Raw genomic sequence first — 18,443 nt, forward strand, 5'->3', positions numbered from 1 at the left:
GGCAGGCGTCATTCCGCCGAACACCGGGCGACGCTGTGTGGAATCTGAAATTCACTTGAAGGACGATTTCACTCCGCCGCTGCAACCCGTTCGCCCGATGGGGCCTTCGAACTGTTGAGGTTTTCAACTGACCGAACATGATCAATGGCCTGAACGTGGATCCCCTTCACGGCCCTTCCGGATGGGTCATTCATGCTCGCAAATTGCTGAGACCAAAGAAACGCGGTCGGCGTGGAGCATGCGATCGAAGGACCGACGGGCACAGTCAGGCAGGCTGTCGGGTTGTTGAAAATGCCATCAAAGATGGTCCTGTAGAAATATCCCTCTTTGGACGTCGGCGTTTGCCGCGGAAAGCGCTTGCTAGCCTCTGCGAGCATCTGATCCGAGACTTTATTCTCGGCTTGATGCTTCAAGCTTTCAATCCAGCTGTACCCTACCCCGTCGGAAAACTGCTCCTTTTGACGCCACAAGATCGCTTGCGGCAACAGATCGGTAAATGCTTCCCGCAATATGCCCTTCTCGATTTTCTCGCCAGGGCACATCTTCTCGGCGGGGTTTATCGACATTGCGTAGTCCAGGAATTCCTTGTCCAGGAAGGGCACACGGGCTTCGACCCCCCACGCCGCCATTGCCTTGTTCGCGCGACAGCAATCATACTTGCTGAGCGCAAAGATCTTTCGGACAGTCTCGTCGTGGAATTCTTCTGCTGACGGCGCCATGTGGAAGTAGAGATAGCCGCCGAATACCTCGTCAGCGCCTTCTCCGGACAACACCATTTTGATGCCCATTGATTTGATTTTGCGCGCCATGAGATACATCGGCGTGCCGGCACGAATGGTGGTGACGTCAAAGGTCTCCAGGTGCCGGATCACGTCCGGCAATGCGTCCAATCCTTCCTGCACGGTAAAAACAATCTCGTGATGGACCGTGCCGATGTGAGCTGCGACGTCTCGCGCATGCTTCATGTCAGGTGAGTTTTCGAGGCCGACCGAGAACGAGTGCAGCCTCGGCCACCATGCCTCTTCGGTTTCTCCCGACTCGATCCGCTTGAAGCGGTGGCGCGCCGCGAGCGCCGCGATAAGCGACGAGTCGAGCCCGCCGGAAATAAGCACCCCGTAAGGCACATCGCACATCATCTGCTGCTTGACCGCAGCTTCGAGCGAAGATCGGAGCTCCTGCAGCGACACCTTCCTGCTTGGAAGAGTATGTGCCCACTGTGGATCATACCACTTGACGAACTTTCCGGCCTTGGCGCTGTAATGATGTCCCGGAGGAAACTCCCGGATCGTCTCGCATACGCCATCGAGGGCTTTCATTTCGCTCGCGACGTAAGTCGTGCCGTCGCTGCCCCATCCGATGTAAAGCGGAACAATGCCGATGTGGTCTCGGGCGACGAAGAAATCGCCACTGCGCTCATCGAAGAGGGCAAATGCAAAGATTCCACTCAGCATATTGCACACGGCAGGGCCGTACTCGTCGTAGAGATACAGGATGATTTCGCAGTCGGACTTCGTTTTCCATGCGTGCGGCAGCTTCAGCGCCGCGCGCAAACCGACATGATTGTAGATCTCTCCGTTCACGGCCAAAGCGCGACCCGCGGTCACGTCGAGAAGGGGTTGAGCGCCGTGCTCCACGTCGACGATGGAAAGGCGCTCGTGCGCGAGCACTGCGCCGTCGCTGGAATAAATGCCGCTCCAGTCTGGCCCGCGGTGCCTGACCGTTTTGGCCATCTCGAGCGCCCGGCCGCGCGCCGTCTCGAGCGATTCTTTAAATCCAAAGATGCCAACGAAGCCGCACAAGGAGGTTGCCCCTTCTGTAAGTTCAGATCGCAGCGAAGCGGAACAGCGGATCGAGAACGGCAAAAGTCACAAAATATTCAAGGTTCAGATCAAGCGGAATTACCCTATGCCTATGCCTAAGCGGCGACACCGTCGCATAGGCTAAAAATATACGGACAAGCGGCATCAAACTCCGTGGCTGCTCGTGTCTTCTCGACGTGCCAATCCCGATCACTCTGCCGCTTCCGGCTTTGTCACCTGCTGTCACGCCGCGAGTCTGCCGCGGTCACGTCGGTCCGGCCTATCACGACCGGAACGTTTGAACTGCTCAGCTTTCGGGGTGCCGCGTCGGGACCATCCTGGTATCGCAGCGAGACCTCGATGGTATCACCCGGCTGCAACTCGGCATCCTCGTTCACGACAATCCGTTCCGGCCCTTTCTCGCTCTTTCTGATAATAGCAATATCCGGCTTACTGCCGGCTCCCCGTGCGAGCTGCGATCGAACCATCGAAGTGTATTGAAGCTTCTCACCGACGCTCTGCAGTTTCTCGCGAATCTGATTGAGCTTTAAGCTGGTCTCTTGCAGCTCACGGAACAGATCAAGCTTCCGCTGATCGTCGAGCTTTGCCAACCGTCTGGCGTACTCGTCTTGCAACTTCTTGACCTGGAGCAATTGCGCAGAGGTTTGCAGCCTCCGGGTCGCCGACAGCAGAACCGCGCGACGCGCATCCGTCACGCGAGGGCTGATCAACGATCCCTTGCCGAACAGGTCGGTCGCTTTCTGAAGGTCCTCGACGTCGGACTGAAGTCCTTCTTCATCTTTCTTTTGCTGCTCCGACAGCACGCGGACCTCGTCGTCTCCCTGCCGAACGCTGCGCTGCAAGTACGCCTTTTCCTGCTGATAGTCACTCTGCTTCGTCTTCAGATATTCGGCTTCCGCATTGACGATTTCCGAAACCGCCGACCGGGCTATCGGCAGGTCGGCAAGAGAAGCGCTTGGATTGATCTGCGTCCCTTCCCCGAGCTCGCTCTTGATGCGCCACATACGCGCCTGTTCCTTGGCGAGTTCTGTCCAAAGCGAACCATACTCGCTTCTCAGGTCGGCCGACTCGAGATACGGGTTGTTCATCCTGATATGCATGATGTCGTAGCCACCCGCCATGGCGATGAGCTGGCGCGCGGTGCTCGCGGGACGATAAGGATACTCCCCTGGCTTCGACACGTCCCCGTTGACGTAAACAGGCCTGTACTCCGCAACGATCGCCGTGACCTGATCTGCATCTATCACGACCACGACCTCGCGGCCGTCCACGGTCCTCTGTCGAAAGACCTTGCTCGTCATTGCGGCCCCGACCTTGGCCCGAATCTCTTGCAACGGCAGGCCGGCGACCGGGACCATCCCGACCAGCGGCAAAGAGATATTGCCATCGACTTGGACGGGCGCGCGCTGCCGCAGTTCCGGCACGCCGGCTACCGCGACCTCCAGAACATCTCCGACGCTCACTCGATATTCGGCTTTCGCCTGCGCGGAAATCGTCAGGCCAACAGCCACCAGGCCCCACCTGACACAATGGCCTGGTTGACCGCGACGGTTGTCAAGGCGGAGGAAATTACGCAGCTTGGCGTGCGGCATGGCGTGCTCGATGGCTCGGTCTCACGGATTGATCGACAATCTAATCCCGCAGCGCCTCGGCTCAACTGACCATCGTAGTTACTCCCGGCTACCCATTTATTGCCAATCCGCCTCCTGACCCGAATGCTATGTTTTTGTCAGGGGGACGGACTGCGTGACGGACTGCTTGGGAGTAACCGGTGAGTTATGCGTTTTTCACCAATTCGCCGGCCCCTACCGAGCGTTCGGCGCATTCGGTCACTGGCCGCAAGGCGATTGCGGCTGACCTTGGCAAGAACAGATTGGCCGCCTTGCTGGTACTGGCGGCAGGCGCCGAGTTCCTCCTCGTAGCCGTCGGGGCTTTTGCCGCTGCCGTCCTCTATTATCGGCTGGTCCTTGCGCTCGACTATCCGGACACTCCCAAATACATCCTGGAATCTCTTCTGATTGCCACGTTGCAACTGCTCGTATCCGTTGGGCTCCGGCAGTATTCGCGGATCCAGACGCAGCCCCGCCACATCTTCCTATGGAGCGGCGTCAGCGCCGTCTTCTTCGTATTCTCCTTCTTCATCTCAACGATATTTCTTCTCAAGATCTCGGACGGCTACTCGCGCGCGACCGTGATGGCCCAGGCGGCAAGCGTTATCGTCATGGTGCTCTTCGCGCGGGCAATATGCTTCTCGTTGCTGCAGCCTGCCATCGCATCCGGACTGATCGACGCCAGGCGCGTCATCCTCATAGGTGAACCGAGCCACTGCCTGGATTTTTCCGCACGAGTAAGCGCCACCGGAATCCGGACCATTCGCTCGTTCGAGTTGCCGACCTTTCGCAAGGGCTCTTCGGCATCGGAGCACTTCGGGGCGGTCGAAGTGCTATCCCATGTCCGCGAACTGATCGCAGAGTGCCGGCCCCTGCGAGCGGATGACATTGTCATTCTGACTTCGGAATCGGATGTTCGGGCGGCCCTCGCGCTCGCCGGCGCCCTGTCAGAGCTCCCGGTCGACGTTCACGTCGTCCCGGTCGGTGCAATCGACCTCATGGCCGTGTCGCGCATCACGCAATTCGGCAACATGGTGACGATGCGCATCTTCCAGTCTCCCCTGACGCCGTTCCACCGGGCGATCAAACGAGCCTTCGACATCGCGGCCGCAATTGCCGGACTTGTCATCATCAGTCCCCTCTTCGTCATCATTCCAATCGCAATCAAGCTCGATTCGCCCGGGCCGGTGCTATTTCGTCAGACGCGGCACGGCTACAACAACGAGACTATTCGCGTGTTGAAATTCAGATCGATGACCGTGACGGAGGACGGCGACAATTTCAAGCAGGTGACCAGACACGATCCACGTGTGACCCGGTTGGGACGCTTCATGCGCCACACCAATATCGATGAGCTTCCACAGCTCTTCAACGTGCTGGTCGGCGATATGTCACTCGTCGGGCCTCGTCCGCACGCGACCTCGCAGAACGAGAGCTTCGCCCGGCTGATTTCGTCATTCTCCCGCCGTCACAACGTCAAGCCCGGCATTACCGGCTGGGCACAGGTCAACGGTTATCGTGGCGAAACCGACACCCTGGAGAAGATGCAACGTCGTATCGAGCATGACCTCTATTACATCGACAATTGGTCATTCCTTCTCGATCTCAAGATCATCGTCATGACCCTCTTCTCCAGAAAGGTCTATTGGAATGCCTTCTAGCGCGATGACGATTGCTGCATGCAGTCCGTACAGCAAGATCGCAAGGGCATTGCAGTCGATCCCGTTCCCGTTTGATCGGCGGAGGCTTCGGTAGGCCACCAGTAACTGCAGGTTCGAGACAATGCTGCAATCTCACAGAACTGACAATTCGGCACCTCAGGACACGATGCCGCCTGAATTTGGTTCGCCGGCCGAATTCGTGGCGGAGGGTCTCGCCTTCTTGCGCCGCCGCCTCTCGATCATACTGCTGACGTGCTTCTTGATGTTTGGCGCCGGCTTGCTCTATCTCGTTGTCGCAGTTCCGACGTTTACGGCAACCGCGCAACTCATCGTCGACGCCAAGACGACTTCTTCCAACGACACGGCGTCGGCAACGACGGCCGTCGAGAGTCAGGTCGCAATCCTGAGGTCCGAGAGCGTCGCTCGCGCGGCGATCGCGAAGCTCGGTTTGGCGGGGGATCCGGAATTCTCAGGCGGCGTCCTGCACCGACTCGGTCGGTCGACGTCCCGGCTGCTCGGATGGAGCAGACCGGACACGGACGTCGTCACGCGTGATGCGATGGAAGCATTCGCGCGCAAGCTCTCGGTGAAGCGCGCCGGCCTCACCTACATAGTCGATCTCGCCTTCAGCTCCGCCGATCCCGATCGGGCAGCGCAGGTCCTGGACACCGTCGTAGAGACCTACATCACGACGCAAATGGACGCGAAATACAAATGGGGTCTGCAAAACGAGAAATGGGTCAAGGAACGTGTCAACGAACTGAGCAGCCAGGCGTCGACTGCCAAAAAGGCCGTAGCGGATTACAACAGGGCCAGGAATGGCGTCGCGGCTCCCGCGAACACCGCTGGGGCAGGTCCACCCTCGTCGCAATCGACCGGAGCGACGCAAGACGAACTCCGCGAACTGGAAGCCACGGCGGACGCCGCCACCAGAACGTATGACAATTTCCTCCGGATGCTGCGTTACATGGACGCCATGCAGCAGCAATCCGCGCCGGTGTTCGAGGCTCGTCTGCTCACGGGGGTGTCTCACCCCTACACGGCCAGCTCGCCAAACGCCCGCTTGATACTTGGATCAGCGATCCTCGGCGGCATGCTCCTGGGGATCGGAATAGGATTGCTGCGCGACAGGTCGGACCGGGAACGCGCGCCCGCGCGCAGGTCTGCAGCCACCGCATCCGGAGGAACTGCAGTCGTCCAGGGGCTCAAGGCGAACGGCGTCAAGCCCCATTTCGATGGTTCGTTCAAGGTCGAGAAGCAACACACCTACAAGGAGGCCAATCCTGACTTATAGTCGCATGAATTGGCTCCGATCGCGATACCGCAAGCTCGATTGAAACGCCCCGTACATCACCCGTCGAACAATGCTCGTCGGCGAACCGCCTTCATCGCGATGAAGGCAGCATGTTTCTCGTTACGGCCACCGGAGTAGGTAGTCCGGAAGGGCCGAATGCCCTCCGCATCCACGAAGTTACATTCGGCCTCTATCATGCGACAATCCGCCACACGATGGAAAATTGGCTCTTGAACCTTCAGTCAGTGCGCAACCCACCATCCGCCCGCGAAGAGCTCGATTACAATCGCTGGGCGTCGCGTAGCGTTAGCCAACGTTGGAATGCGCAATGACGAGCTTTTTTCAGGCGTCCGGCGGATCGGTGACCATGCTCAGCAATATCCTCCGGCAGTCATGGCTGGCTATGGTCTATCGCTGCTCGGGCGCCGCCGTGTCCTTCCTCTTCGGCGTGAGTTTTGCGCGGATGATGACCATAGAGGAATACGGGGCGCTCATGTCGCTGATGACATTCGCGGTCGTCGCCTCCACGGTCGGCCTCTTCGGCCAGCAGTTTCGCGTGCTGCGGGAAATACCAAGCATCGCCGTCCGGAAATGTTTCCCAGAGATCGGTTCGATTGTTGCAAAGCAGGTTCGTTTGGCGTGTCTCGGCAGCATTGCCGTTACTCTGGTCTCTCTCCTCTTGTTCGTCGTCGCGCACGGCCGCGATGGTATATTCGGACGGTGGCAATACTGCACGAGCGTGCTGCTGATCTTGCCATTGGCCTTGATCGAAATGCAGGGCTCGTTGGGGCGCGCGCTCGGTTCCGTCAACCTCGCGCTTATGACCAAGGATGTTTTGTGGCGGTTGCTCATCATTCTGTTGAGCGGCGTTCTCTTCTCGACGTTTGGCCGCCCGCTGCAGGCGGGAGACGTTCTGATGATTGCGACCGGCATCCTGGTCGCGCTGATCCCCGCTCAGAACGGTTACCTACGACGCCTCGCAGAGGGCTATAACGTATTCACCGTGGCGGTGAAGCGATCGAATGATCGGATTGGCGACATCCTTTCCACTTCGGGACCGTTCTGGGTAACCAGCATCACCAGCGTGATGGGCGGCACGATAGATGTCATCATCGTCTCGGTGATGGTCGGCCCGGAAGCCGGCGGATATTACTACGCTGCCACCCGGATCGCGTTCCTGCTTGATTTCTTTCTGGCAACTTTCTGCGTACCCGCAGCGCCCCTCATGGCACGCTTGTTCGATGAAAATCGTCATGCGGAAATCACACGCATCACATCAGGAGCGTCACTGGCTGCGTTCGTCGCCGTCCTCGGCTGCGTTGCAACATTGGCGGCCGCCGGCGACCTCGCGCTGATGACGTTCGGAGCCGACTTCACCCGCGCCTACAGCGTCCTGATGGTCTTGGCAATCGGCCTGTTAATCTCGACATACTTCGGCATCGGCCCTATCGCACTGAATATGACCGGACACCAGCGGGCCGCGATGCAAATCGTGGTAGCAACCTGGGCCGTGGGACTCCTGGCCATGATCAGCGCGACCTGGGCCTTTGGGGCTCTAGGAGCGGCAGTTGCTGGCTCCTGCGCAGGCGTGGCAACCAGGGTATGGACAGCGGCCTACATGTACGCCGCGGAGGGGATCGATATCACGGCCACCACGACGCTCATTGCGCTAGTAAGGCGCACAATGCGGCGAGGCCCATCCGAACCGCTCATGGACGCGGTGCGGCCGGAAACCGGCGCGACCATTCTCGACTTGCGGCCGCGCGTGCGGCGGTCGGGACACGACGTGCGTGATTCGGGGAGATAGTTGAATGCGTTCGTTGCCATACGAGGACGCGACTGCTGTAATCGGAATTGGGCGCGAGAGACGGCACCTCATGGACCAGGATACATTCGATTACGAAGTGTCGGGAAACCCGATTTCGATCGGGCTGGTGAAGCTTCTGCACACGATTGTTGCGCGGAGTACGGGGCGTGGAATGGGACTAGCAATGCGAGCGGTCCGTCCGTTCATCCATTCCCAGACGCCTTGCGTCCATTTCGCGGACGGTAGCCGCCTGTACTTTGAGCTGGACGACGCCTACTGGAATGCGTTTTTTGTCGGTCAGCCCCATCGTACCTACGAATCAGACATAGCGATGCTTCTGCTGCGGCTGAAGGATGTCGACTACACGTTCTTCGATTGCGGCGCCAACATCGGGTACTGGTCCGTTCTCGTCACGTCGGAAATGCTGGGTCGCAAGCGCGCAATAGCTGTCGAGGCATCGCGGCAAACGCTCGCGATTCTCGAGCAGAACCGTAGCGCCAACGATCGGCGCTTCGAGATCTGCCGCAAGGCCTTGTTCGAGACTGACGGACAGATGTTGTCCTTCTCCGACGACGGATCTCATGACGCCCGACACATCGTTACGTCGCAAGGTATGCGCTCAAAGCACGTCGAACCGGTCGTATCGATCACGCTTGATTCGCTGGCACGGCAGCTGCAGATGACCGACCGCGATCGGCTCGTCGTCAAGCTTGACGTCGAGGGTGCGGAAATCTCGGCCTTCAAAGGGGCGCGCGAAGTGCTAAAGCGCGATACGCTGATCATCTACGAGGATCACGGCAACGACCGGAGCCACACGACCACGAGGTACATGCTCGATACCGAAGGATTTCCGGTCTTCTCCATCGCTATGGACGGGGCAATTACGAAGGTCGAGGAACTCGGCCTTCTGGACAGGGTCAAGACGAACCCGAAAATTGGCTACAATTTCGTAACCTGCCCACCAGGGAGCGGCTTCCACCAGTGGATGGAACGGGCTGCCGGTCGCGCATAAGCGCGCCGGGCGTCGCTACGGATGATCTTGGCGGAGCGCCTCATAGATTGAGAGCCCGAGCGATCTGATTTCGTGCCTCACGCACGAGCGGCTCACCGCCATCACCAGAGTGTAAGATTGCTAGCTAAGACCCAGCAGTCCGTGCATCGCCGACTGGATACCGTTCATTCGGGCCTCGAACGCAAGCTTTGTGTCGAATTGTCCACCCACGCCGATACGAGGCAGTGCCAGTGGATTTGGCTTGCGATCGGACACCTGCCCATGCCGCGTAGTCACCGCGGTCGAAAAACCGACTTCCTCCGCAAGACGTTCCTCCCGAGTGTCACACGCTCCGGGGGTGCCGTAAGGATAGGCGAAATGCCGGACGGGATTCTGAAGCAAATTCTCCAGATAGCTGCGGTTGCCCGCCATTTCGGCTCGCGCAGAGGCTGCATCCAGACAGGCCAGTGCCGGGTGGGAATCCGTGTGGCCGCCAATTGAAGCGAGAGGATGCTGCGCCAAGCCTTGAAGCTCGCGTTCATCAAGGAAATAGACGTCGTTCAAGGCCGATAGAGATACACCCGCATTGCGGAACGTCGGGGCGAGCAATTCGGCCCGGTTATAATCTTCGTGAACCCACTTCGCTACCTTGCTCATGGCCGACGCCTTGCTGTTCAGATCGGGACAGGAAAACCGGATGTCCATCGCGTCAATGGTAACGGTGTCTCGCGAGCGAAGAACTTCGCGCAAGCCGAGCCACCATGACTGCAGCGTCCGCGTCGGAGCGCCCGTAGGAACGTAGACCGTGAACGGGGCGTTGTTGCGCTCGAGGATCGGAAGCGCCGTCGAAACGTTGTCTCGATAACCGTCATCGAAGGTAACCACAGCATAGCGGCGCGGCTGCGAATCATTTGCCAACCGCTCAAGACATGTTTCCAGGCTGACGATCTCCCACCCTTCGTGGCGCAGCCACTTGAGCGAATACTCAAACAAGTCCTCTGACGTTCCGGTCATCAGTTCTGAGCGGAAATCCCGCTGAACCTCGTGGAACATCAGAATAGCGGCTCTGCCTGCAAAAATCTTGCGCAGAGCTGGCGTCAGTCCGGACCAACGCACCGCCTGGAATACGGCTGCCTTGAAACTCTGCCTCACGGCGCCCCCTCGTCACCGCTGGTCAGAGAATTCACCACATGAATCTGAGGCCGGCTTAATTCCACGCGCGGCGCGCTGCCGATATTCATCTTCAAATTGTCCATCGTGAGAACAGTGAGCGTCTCGTAGGCACTGGCAGGCATTGCCTATTTATCGTGGAACCGCTGCATCTACGCAACTGCGACACCGGTACTCACTCATAGGTACCCCTCAATTCGCCCATCCCACCCTGAATGCGCCACCTGCCTCGGATAGCTTTCAAGGTAGCCTTTTTCTGTCGAGCACAAAAAGCACCAGGCGCGGGTGGCTGTTGTGATCTGCGCATCGATGGAACGGCTCCTTAATGAAGGTACTCCTCGCTAACAAATACCTCTTCAACAATGGTGGCGCAGAGACCGTTCTGTTTCAGGAACGAGCATTCCTGACGGGCAGCGGGGTGGAAGTCATTGACTTCGCAATGCAGCACGAGCGGAATATCGAGTCACCCTACTCGACTCATTTTGTGTCTCGCCAGGATTATCGCAACGGCGGCTACCTTGCCAGGATAAGGGGCGCCCTCGCGCTGATCCACTCGCGCGAGGCCGTAAGCAAGCTCGCATCGCTGATCGACGAGACGCGACCAGACTTGATGCACTGTCACAACGTCTATCATCAGTTGACGCCATCGATCGTCGGCGTCGCCAAGTCGCGCGGAATCCCGGTTGTCCTGACGCTGCATGATACGAAGCCGGTCTGTCCGGTACACACGCGAGCGCTCGGAAACCAATTGTGCTCGCTGTGCCTCACCGGCGGCTTCCATCACGTGCTGACGCATCGTTGTTCCGACGGCTCGTTGGCGCAGAGTGCCACGCTTTACCTCGAAGCGGTCACGCAACAGTGGCTCGGAAGCTACGAGAAAGTGGATCGCTTTATCGCACCAAGTCTCTTCATGCAGGATTCGGTATCCCGCCGCTTCTCCCCAGACCGAACGGTGCTGCTCTACAACGGCGTGGATGTCAGGAACATTTCGCCGCGCGGCCGGGACAACGGATACGTTCTTTACTGCGGCCGGCTCGCACCGGGCAAGGGTGCTGAGACGCTGTTGCGTGCCCATCAGGCGGCGGGATGTTCGTGGCCACTTGTCATTGCGGGCACGGGCCCGCTGACTGATGACTTGAAGTCGCAGTTTGCACGAAACGTGCAGTTTGCGGGTCACCTCTCCGGAGACACGCTGAGCACAACAATAGCCGAAGCATCCGTAGTGGTTGTGCCTTCGGAGTGGTGCGAGAATTGCCCGATGTCGGTCCTGGAGGCGATGGCGCAGGGCAAGGCCATCATTGCGACCCGCATTGGCGGCATTCCTGAGCTCGTGAACGACCGGGAGACCGGATTTCTGTTCGAGCCCGGCAATGTCGACGAGCTTCGAACCCATCTCGAGTGCCTCATGGGCAGCGGCGAGCTCCGCGCACAGATGGGGGCCGCCGGACGGGTTCGTGTAGAGAAGCACTTCTCCCTCGACAAGCACAACGCCGAGCTGATTGCCGTCTACCGATCACTGCTGCCGGGGCGAACCTCGGTGGTGGCGGCAGCGGTAAATGGCGCAAGGAGTCCATGAATAGTTTGTAGATTTTAGGAGGAATTTGTAGTGAGTGCGGATCATCTCGTACTGAGGGTAATCATGCTTGGCCTGCGTGGATTCCCCAATGTGCAGGGAGGGGTTGAAACTCACGCGGAGCATCTGTGTCCCCATCTCAAGAAGTTGGGGTGCGATGTCAAAGTGATCGTCCGCTCCTCGTATATGCCGCCCAGTCGTGGCGACGAGTGGCACGGAGTGCGCTACCAGCGGGTATGGTGCCCGAAAGCGTCCGGCCTCGAGACGATTGTGCATTCGTTTCTCGGCGTGCTGGTCGCCGCATGGCAACGACCGGACGTATTGCACATCCAGGCCATCGGGCCGGCTTTGATGGCGCCGCTCGCGCGATTGCTGGGACTGCATGTTGTCGTGACGCATCATGGCCCGGATTACGACCGCGAGAAGTGGGGCCGACTGGCCAAGGCGGTTCTGCACGCTGGCGAAGCCTGGGGCATGCGGTTCTCCGACGGCCGCATCGTGATCTCGCAGACCATTCGGAAGCTGGTGCGGGACAAGTACGGCTTGAACTCAGACCTTATTCCAAACGGCATCACCCTGCCCGACGTACCAAGTAGCACCTCAGCGCTCGAGAAGTTCGGGCTTACGCCGGGACGATATGTGCTGACGGTGGGCCGGCTGGTTCCGGAGAAACGGCACCTCGACTTGATTCAGGCCTTTGCCGCTGCCAGGCTCGACGAATGGAAGCTCGTGCTGGTCGGGACATCCGAACATCCCAATGCCTATACCGCGGAGGTGACAGCGCGCGCCGAGGCGACCTCTGGGACAGTCGTGGCAGGCTTTCAGTACGGCATCGCGCTACAGGAGCTGTACGCCCATGCCGGCATTTTCGTCCTCCCTTCTTCGCACGAGGGCTTGCCGATCGCGCTGCTGGAGGCCTTGAGTTTCGGCCTGCCAGTCGTCGCCAGTGACATTCCCGCTCTTCTGGAGATCGGATTAGACGACTCGCACTATTTCCATTTGGGAGACGTATCAGCGCTCGCGGGTCGCCTGGCGTTCTTTGCAAGCAGTCCGTGGCCGCCCGAACTCCGCGAGAAAACGCGCCGCTGGTTGGCAGAGCGAGAGGACTGGCACTCTGTCGCCGAACGAACGCTCGGATGCTATCGCAGAGCCATCGAGCCACACCAGGACGTGCGGCGCCGGACCGCCCCTCCCCATGCAGCCTAGCGCGTTGCTCGGGTGGCGTGGCGGCAAGCACGTGCTGGCCGCCTTGCGCTGGAAGCGTCCCCAGCCGGCGCGACGCCGCGCCGATATTCGGGCTGTCTTTCGACCCCTGACTGAGCCGGAGTTGCGCTCAAGATGAATGCCCTCCTGACATTCTTTCTTTTCTTTGTTTTTGTGAGATCGTTCTCCAACGGAATTGATCGTCTGTACGGCACCGGCATTTCATCGACTCTTTCGTTGATCATCGTCGCGGTCGGCCTCGTGGCAGCCTGGAACATGCGCGATGTCAGGATACACCGGAGACTCTTCACGCTGTTAATATGCTTGTCGGTCTTCACGGCCACTGCCGTACTGTCGCTTGTCGTCAATACGAGGAGCATCATCGATCAATACGCCGCGTGGTACGAAATCATCAGGTACGTCTACCTGTTCATGCTTGTGATATTGGTCTCTTCCATTTATCAATCTCCCGGCTTTTGCCCGAACATCCATCGTGTTTTTATGGTTCTGCTGTTTCTGATGTCGGCGATCGCATTGTTCCAATACCTGGCCGGATATACCGAGCTCGCATCGCCATACGACAAGCATGCACGAGCGGCGGGGCCCTCGGCGCACCCGGTATCCTTCAGTCTCGAATTGGTGCTGGTCTTCTTCCTTTGCGAGCTGTCGCGTCGCAAACTACGCCTCTCCATGGGATACAATGACATTGTCGTTTATCTGTTCTTTCTCGTCGCCCTCGCCCTCGCTGCGTCAAGGACTGGGGTCGCGCTACTCGGGGTAACCTTCGCCATATATATCTTTGCTCAGCGGCCTGCCCTCTTGCCGGCGTTCGCTGCAGCATTCGTTGTCGTCATATGGACATCTCCATTTGGAGCATCGTTTTCGGAGCTAAGCTCGATTCCGGATTATATCTTGAGCGGAAACTACACGGTTTGGGATTGGCGCACGGCTCCGAGCTCCGTCCATTGGCGCATTTACCATTGGTACTATCTGTCCACGCTTGCACTCGAACAACCGCTGATTGGATACGGCCCCGGTCAAACGGCGCTCTACAGCCCATTCGTCCTGCTTGCGCATAGTGCGTTCGTAGAAATGTTCTTCGAAACCGGCGTGGTCGGCCTGATCTCCTTTACCGTGTTCTGGTTCAGCCTTCCGCTGGCCGCAATGTCGGACCGGCAGAAGCTTGTTGCTTGCTATGGAAGGAGGTCGGCGCAAATCCAACCTCTGAACCTCTGGATTGCCATGTTCATTGGCGTAACGCTGGTGGCGTTGTTCGATGACAGCTTCAACAGGGAAACGGTGGCGTTGTCGTACCTGATACTCGGCATTTTCCTGGTGCTGGCCCAACCTGAAGCTGCTGTTGAACGCGCCCCCGGATCGCGTGAATCGCCGACCCCAATGATCGCCGGTTCGCGGACTGAAGCATTGGGGAGCCCTGGAGCCATCTGAGCCGAACTTCGCTGCTGTTCTACTGGCCCCTGCTAGGAATTCTTGCGTGAAGACATACCTTGCCATTTCCCTCACCGCGCTCATGGTCCTCGAAGCTCTCGTCCCGTCACCGGGTGCCGGGGGCAAGCGTGCTCATCAGCCCATTTGCGTGTCCTTATCTATCGAATGCGTCGTATCGCAAAATTCCGGGCAGGACGCCGGCATCTATCCCCACGGTGTCAGAACCTCCTACTCGTGGTATGCCGGAGGCGCTGCTGCCACCGGAAACGGGGCTCCGCCTTCTGATTTCACTTCACTGACGGGTTGGGGGCAGATCTATCCGCAAGCTGGTGCTCCGAACGTTGCTGCCAATATCTATCTGAAGGACTATCGCGTCTATGTACACTTGACGAGTGGCGGCTGGAGGCTCGTGCAGGATCAGGCAACGAATTCGGTCGATGGCGGGCACTACGTGGCGGATTTCTCCGACAACTCCTCTACAACGATGGATCTTATTCTTGAGCCCGACCGAAGCATCAGGATGAGCTCGCCGTCGCCCGGCTACAATGATCATTTCTGGATGGAGCCGAGGGGCTCGTATGCTCCTGAAACGGTCGACGGAGTGTTCTCGTTGGCAGAACTGCGCACCGATAGCGCGAACGCAAATCTGATTGCAAACTTCGGCGGAGACTGGTGGAGAGACACCTCGGCTCCGTACCTCTACCGTGATGGAGTGTTTGTGAACAATCCTGGCATCGGCATGGGTGCGTGGGTCAGATTGACGACGACCTACCAGTACTTTTTCTTCACAACCATGACCAGATCGCAGCTGCAGACCGATCCACCGCCGCCCTTGCGATAGCCGATCTGAACTCTGGCTCCCGATGGAATTCCGACTAGCTGGCGAGGACCATCAACGAGGCTCCGCCAAGGACGCGCACCGAAAGGTCCTCTCCGGCAATGCTCCGAACCAATTGCCGCCCAGCCATGGCGAGGGTTGATTTCGCGGTTCGCCATTCGGGATGAACATGGAGGAAATCCTCCATCCGGGTGTACTGGTTGTCGATAATCTCAAAACCGGTATCGCGCAGCGTCGCCAGAGCGGTCGTCTGGTCGAAATAATGCAGGTGACCGACCTCCTTGCGCCGCTGGAGGGGCAGACCTCGCAGAACGCCGAGGATGGTCATGTCGAGCGGGATGTGAAACACGTAGTATTTCGCGCGCCCTCTGATCCTTCGCAGAAAGCCCATATAGTCATCGATGTGCTCGAAGACATCGATGCACAATAGAAGATCGTAATTTTCGCTGGTATGCGAGAAGTCTCCGCAGTGGAATCGCAAATTGTCCCGCTCGCGCAGTTTGGCGGCGGTGATGGCATACGGAGCGATATCGTAGCCGACGGCGGTCGAGTCACGGAAGATGTCGTGCTCGAGCAGAGCGTTCAGAACGCCTCCCACTCCGCAACCGATGTCGACGATCGTCCGGCAGGTGACGTTGTTGTCACGCACGATCTTGGCGATCTTCGCGGCCTTGGTTCCTGCATCTTCGTCATGCCAGCCTGGATGGGCTTCAGCATAACCTTTCCCGGTATAGAGATCGTTGGACCCGAACTCTGCCTCTCTGACGACAGCCATCGTTCTCTCCCTCAATTGAATTGCGCTCGCCTCAGCCTGCGGACCACAGCCGCGCCGAGGGCGTGCGTTCGAGTTCGTCGTACGCGATCAGGCGACCGCGCGTCCTTCCAGCGCTGTTGGATCGCCAAATTGTCGGGCTTCAGATTCGCCAATCCACGAGCCGCCATTCAAAGAGAACCGATCCATCTCCACCGGCGAGTGTGTTCTTGATCTTGAGGTTGTCGCAATAATCCTTGCGGGCTACCCCGGCGCAGAACTCGATCCGCGCTTGCATCGACAAGCATCCGTCGCCGCGACACACGTGGTCGAGAACAAGGGATTTGCGCCCCATATACGTGTGTATAAATCACGATTTGAAGGTTTTTTCGCCATTTTTGCTCATTAACCAAACGGCGCAGCAGTCGGGGGGGCAAATTCATTAAACCCGCTGCTTTGAAATCTCCTCGCGGTTCGAGGCCTGCAGTGCATTGAAATCTGTTCGTGGTCGCAAGACCTTACGAGCATGCAGTATGTCGCGCGTCCCCCATGCGCGGCAGTGGAATTCTTCGTCCTCAATTTGGTCTGCAATGGAGAATTAGCTTGGCCGCTCTAGACGATGTCATCACTCAAAATACCACAGGCAATAGCGAAGGATTCCCGCTGGGCGTTCCTTCATCCTACTCTTGGTATTCCGGCAGAAACGGTGGCGGAGGCACCCCTCCTGCCGGCTTCTCGGCCATCACCGGATGGGGTCAGATCTATCCCGAGGTCGGGCAGACGGTTAATCCGGGCAGCGTCGACATAGCAAATTTCGAGACCTGGGTGCATCTCACGAGCGGCGGCTGGGTCAAGGTGCAGGACCAGGACACGAGCTCCCTCGGAGGCGCCCACTTCACCGCTGACTTCGTCGGGAACGCGAACATTGCATGGAATCAAACCACAAACGCGGATGGCAGCGTATCCGTCGATGCACCGACCAGCGGATACAACGACCATTTCTGGCCGGGCGGATCCCGCGGCACCTACACGCCCGGAACGATCGACGGCGTTTTCGTCACGGCGAGCATGAAGGTCGACAATCCGAACGAACACTACGTTGCCAATATCGGTGCCGACTGGTGGAGAGACGCCACCGCCGGGTACGTCTACCAGAATGGCGTATTCGTGAATAATCCCGGCGTCGGGATGAGCAACTGGGTCGATCTGACAACCAGCTATAAGCAACTCTATTTCACAACGATGAATGCGACGCAGTTGCAGGGCGATCTGCCGCCTCCGCTGCAGGGCGCCTCTTCGCCGGCGACACCGACGCAGCCGACGACACCGACGACACCGACGACGCCGACCGATCCGACGATACCGGCGCAGCCGACGACGCCGACCGACCCCACGACGCCGACAACCCCCACGACTCCAAGCGTGACCGCACCGGTGCTCGACGTCGCGGACAAGTCGCTCTGGGTGGCCGGCAGAGGCGGTCAGGTCGACCTGGGGACGACCATTACGACGACCGACCCCAACGATAACCTCACCCTCAGTATCATGGGATTGCCGCGATACGAGACGATCACGACCGGCGACGGCACGACGCTCAGGGGCAACAACATCACCCTGACGTCCGCGCAGGTCGACAGCGGACTGACGCTGACATCGTACTACAAGGGCAATGCTCATCCGGTCGCGAACCTCACGCTGACCGCGAGCGCTATGGATCCGACCACCGGCGCTGTGATGTCGTCGGACCCGCAGACGATCCGCGTGACGGATCCCCGGCCGTCCAGCTGGACTGGCGGAAACGCAGGGAGCTGGGCAAACCACGGCTTTGCGCAGTTGCAGCAGCAGATGGGCGACACCAGCACCCTGGCGAACACAGCATCGCAGACGACCGGTTGGGCCGATCAAGGCGCGCGAGCGTCCCAGGCAAGCCAGGGCTTTGCGCTGCTGAACCAGTATCTGGCCGGCAGCTCCGGTCGGGTCGACGCTGGTCAGATCGCGGCGGCCATGTCGAATGCGAACAGCTGGACGCACAACTCGTTCCTGAGCAAACCTCAGGGTTGATCCGGCTACTGCACCCGGGGGCTCTGCGCCCGGGTGCAGTACCATCAACGTGTTGGGAGTCGGAAACGGGCGGTCGATCGCGGACGGTAACGGCGAAGGGACTGCCACGCGCGGGTCCTGGTCTCGGTTGGCTTCATCGCTCGCATCTGTTTCCAAGCGATCAAAATGCGTGCTGGCGCAACAGCTTCGGGTATGCGGCAAATTTGCGCGCAACA

15 protein-coding genes are annotated in these 18,443 nt (G+C 59.0%); 9 read left to right on the plus strand and 6 right to left on the minus strand.

What is annotated here, in order from left to right:
• Nucleotides 1-68 precede the first annotated feature (68 nt).
• Together asnB and ACVMB1_RS31950 are read right to left on the minus strand one after the other, a co-directional pair.
• A complete protein-coding gene (gene asnB, locus ACVMB1_RS31945; protein WP_456843667.1) occupies nucleotides 69-1,862 on the minus strand; it encodes an asparagine synthase B in 1,794 nt (597 codons plus the stop codon).
• 170 nt (nucleotides 1,863-2,032) lie between these two features.
• Complete coding sequence (locus tag ACVMB1_RS31950; protein ID WP_057021167.1) at nucleotides 2,033-3,412, minus strand: polysaccharide biosynthesis/export family protein; 1,380 nt, start codon at nucleotides 3,410-3,412, stop codon at nucleotides 2,033-2,035.
• Nucleotides 3,413-3,591: 179 nt separating this feature from the next.
• On the opposite strand from ACVMB1_RS31950, the gene ACVMB1_RS31955 reads away from it, so the two are divergent.
• The 4 genes from ACVMB1_RS31955 (at nucleotide 3,592) to ACVMB1_RS31970 (ending at nucleotide 9,204) form a co-directional block, all read left to right on the plus strand.
• Nucleotides 3,592-5,091, plus strand: coding sequence for an undecaprenyl-phosphate glucose phosphotransferase (locus tag ACVMB1_RS31955; RefSeq protein WP_057021166.1), 1,500 nt, complete (start codon nucleotides 3,592-3,594; stop codon nucleotides 5,089-5,091).
• Nucleotides 5,092-5,257: 166 nt separating this feature from the next.
• Entirely contained in the window at nucleotides 5,258-6,385 is a 1,128-nt protein-coding gene (locus ACVMB1_RS31960; protein WP_076834827.1) for a GumC family protein, read from the plus strand.
• Between the two features lie 328 nt (nucleotides 6,386-6,713).
• The gene (locus ACVMB1_RS31965) at nucleotides 6,714-8,192 is read left to right on the plus strand and encodes an oligosaccharide flippase family protein (RefSeq protein ID WP_244559020.1); all 1,479 of its coding nucleotides are present in this window, start codon (nucleotides 6,714-6,716) and stop codon (nucleotides 8,190-8,192) included.
• Nucleotides 8,193-8,262: 70 nt separating this feature from the next.
• Complete coding sequence (locus tag ACVMB1_RS31970; RefSeq protein WP_244559019.1) at nucleotides 8,263-9,204, plus strand: FkbM family methyltransferase; 942 nt, start codon at nucleotides 8,263-8,265, stop codon at nucleotides 9,202-9,204.
• 120 nt (nucleotides 9,205-9,324) lie between these two features.
• On the opposite strand, the gene ACVMB1_RS31975 is transcribed toward ACVMB1_RS31970, so the two are convergent.
• Nucleotides 9,325-10,335, minus strand: a complete 1,011-nt coding sequence (locus tag ACVMB1_RS31975; RefSeq protein ID WP_244559018.1) for a polysaccharide deacetylase family protein — start codon at nucleotides 10,333-10,335, stop codon at nucleotides 9,325-9,327.
• Nucleotides 10,332-10,478 carry a hypothetical protein gene (locus ACVMB1_RS31980; protein ID WP_158074249.1) on the minus strand — a complete coding sequence of 49 codons (147 nt, stop codon included), beginning with the start codon at nucleotides 10,476-10,478 and terminating at the stop codon, nucleotides 10,332-10,334. Before ACVMB1_RS31980 ends, ACVMB1_RS31975 begins: the two co-directional genes overlap by 4 nt.
• Nucleotides 10,479-10,678: 200 nt before the next feature.
• On the opposite strand from ACVMB1_RS31980, the gene ACVMB1_RS31985 reads away from it, so the two are divergent.
• The 4 genes from ACVMB1_RS31985 (at nucleotide 10,679) to ACVMB1_RS32000 (ending at nucleotide 15,419) form a co-directional block, all read left to right on the plus strand.
• Entirely contained in the window at nucleotides 10,679-11,929 is a 1,251-nt protein-coding gene (locus ACVMB1_RS31985; protein ID WP_057021164.1) for a glycosyltransferase family 4 protein, read from the plus strand.
• A gap of 63 nt (nucleotides 11,930-11,992) precedes the next feature.
• Nucleotides 11,993-13,132 (plus strand): glycosyltransferase family 4 protein, encoded by a 1,140-nt coding sequence (locus ACVMB1_RS31990; protein WP_076834944.1) that lies wholly within the window; start codon nucleotides 11,993-11,995, stop codon nucleotides 13,130-13,132.
• A gap of 132 nt (nucleotides 13,133-13,264) precedes the next feature.
• Nucleotides 13,265-14,578 (plus strand): O-antigen ligase family protein, encoded by a 1,314-nt coding sequence (locus ACVMB1_RS31995; RefSeq protein ID WP_076834826.1) that lies wholly within the window; start codon nucleotides 13,265-13,267, stop codon nucleotides 14,576-14,578.
• A 46-nt stretch (nucleotides 14,579-14,624) separates the two neighbouring features.
• The gene (locus ACVMB1_RS32000) at nucleotides 14,625-15,419 is read left to right on the plus strand and encodes a hypothetical protein (RefSeq protein ID WP_057021162.1); all 795 of its coding nucleotides are present in this window, start codon (nucleotides 14,625-14,627) and stop codon (nucleotides 15,417-15,419) included.
• Nucleotides 15,420-15,453: 34 nt separating this feature from the next.
• Here ACVMB1_RS32000 and ACVMB1_RS32005 read toward each other — a convergent pair whose 3' ends face one another.
• The gene (locus ACVMB1_RS32005) at nucleotides 15,454-16,191 is read right to left on the minus strand and encodes a class I SAM-dependent methyltransferase (protein ID WP_076834824.1); all 738 of its coding nucleotides are present in this window, start codon (nucleotides 16,189-16,191) and stop codon (nucleotides 15,454-15,456) included.
• A 139-nt stretch (nucleotides 16,192-16,330) separates the two neighbouring features.
• Complete coding sequence (locus tag ACVMB1_RS32010; RefSeq protein WP_256521260.1) at nucleotides 16,331-16,465, minus strand: hypothetical protein; 135 nt, start codon at nucleotides 16,463-16,465, stop codon at nucleotides 16,331-16,333.
• A 305-nt stretch (nucleotides 16,466-16,770) separates the two neighbouring features.
• Here ACVMB1_RS32010 and ACVMB1_RS32015 point away from each other — a divergent pair, with 305 nt between their 5' ends.
• Nucleotides 16,771-18,228, plus strand: a complete 1,458-nt coding sequence (locus ACVMB1_RS32015; protein ID WP_244559017.1) for a hypothetical protein — start codon at nucleotides 16,771-16,773, stop codon at nucleotides 18,226-18,228.
• Nucleotides 18,229-18,443: the final 215 nt, after the last annotated feature.

This window comes from Bradyrhizobium sp. USDA 4504, assembly GCF_054063995.1.

Excerpts from the sequence above, each read along its gene's own strand:
- ACVMB1_RS31980 (WP_158074249.1), bottom strand. The coding sequence starts at position 10,478 with ATGCCTGCCAGTGCCTACGAGACGCTCACTGTTCTCACGATGGACAAT.
- ACVMB1_RS31970 (WP_244559019.1), top strand. The coding sequence starts at position 8,263 with ATGGACCAGGATACATTCGATTACGAAGTGTCGGGAAACCCGATTTCG.
- ACVMB1_RS32010 (WP_256521260.1), bottom strand. The coding sequence starts at position 16,465 with ATGCAAGCGCGGATCGAGTTCTGCGCCGGGGTAGCCCGCAAGGATTAT.
- ACVMB1_RS31985 (WP_057021164.1), top strand. The coding sequence starts at position 10,679 with ATGAAGGTACTCCTCGCTAACAAATACCTCTTCAACAATGGTGGCGCA.
- ACVMB1_RS31965 (WP_244559020.1), top strand. The coding sequence starts at position 6,714 with ATGACGAGCTTTTTTCAGGCGTCCGGCGGATCGGTGACCATGCTCAGC.
- ACVMB1_RS31995 (WP_076834826.1), top strand. The coding sequence starts at position 13,265 with ATGAATGCCCTCCTGACATTCTTTCTTTTCTTTGTTTTTGTGAGATCG.
- ACVMB1_RS31950 (WP_057021167.1), bottom strand. The coding sequence starts at position 3,412 with ATGCCGCACGCCAAGCTGCGTAATTTCCTCCGCCTTGACAACCGTCGC.
- ACVMB1_RS31990 (WP_076834944.1), top strand. The coding sequence starts at position 11,993 with ATGCTTGGCCTGCGTGGATTCCCCAATGTGCAGGGAGGGGTTGAAACT.
- ACVMB1_RS32005 (WP_076834824.1), bottom strand. The coding sequence starts at position 16,191 with ATGGCTGTCGTCAGAGAGGCAGAGTTCGGGTCCAACGATCTCTATACC.
- ACVMB1_RS31960 (WP_076834827.1), top strand. The coding sequence starts at position 5,258 with ATGCCGCCTGAATTTGGTTCGCCGGCCGAATTCGTGGCGGAGGGTCTC.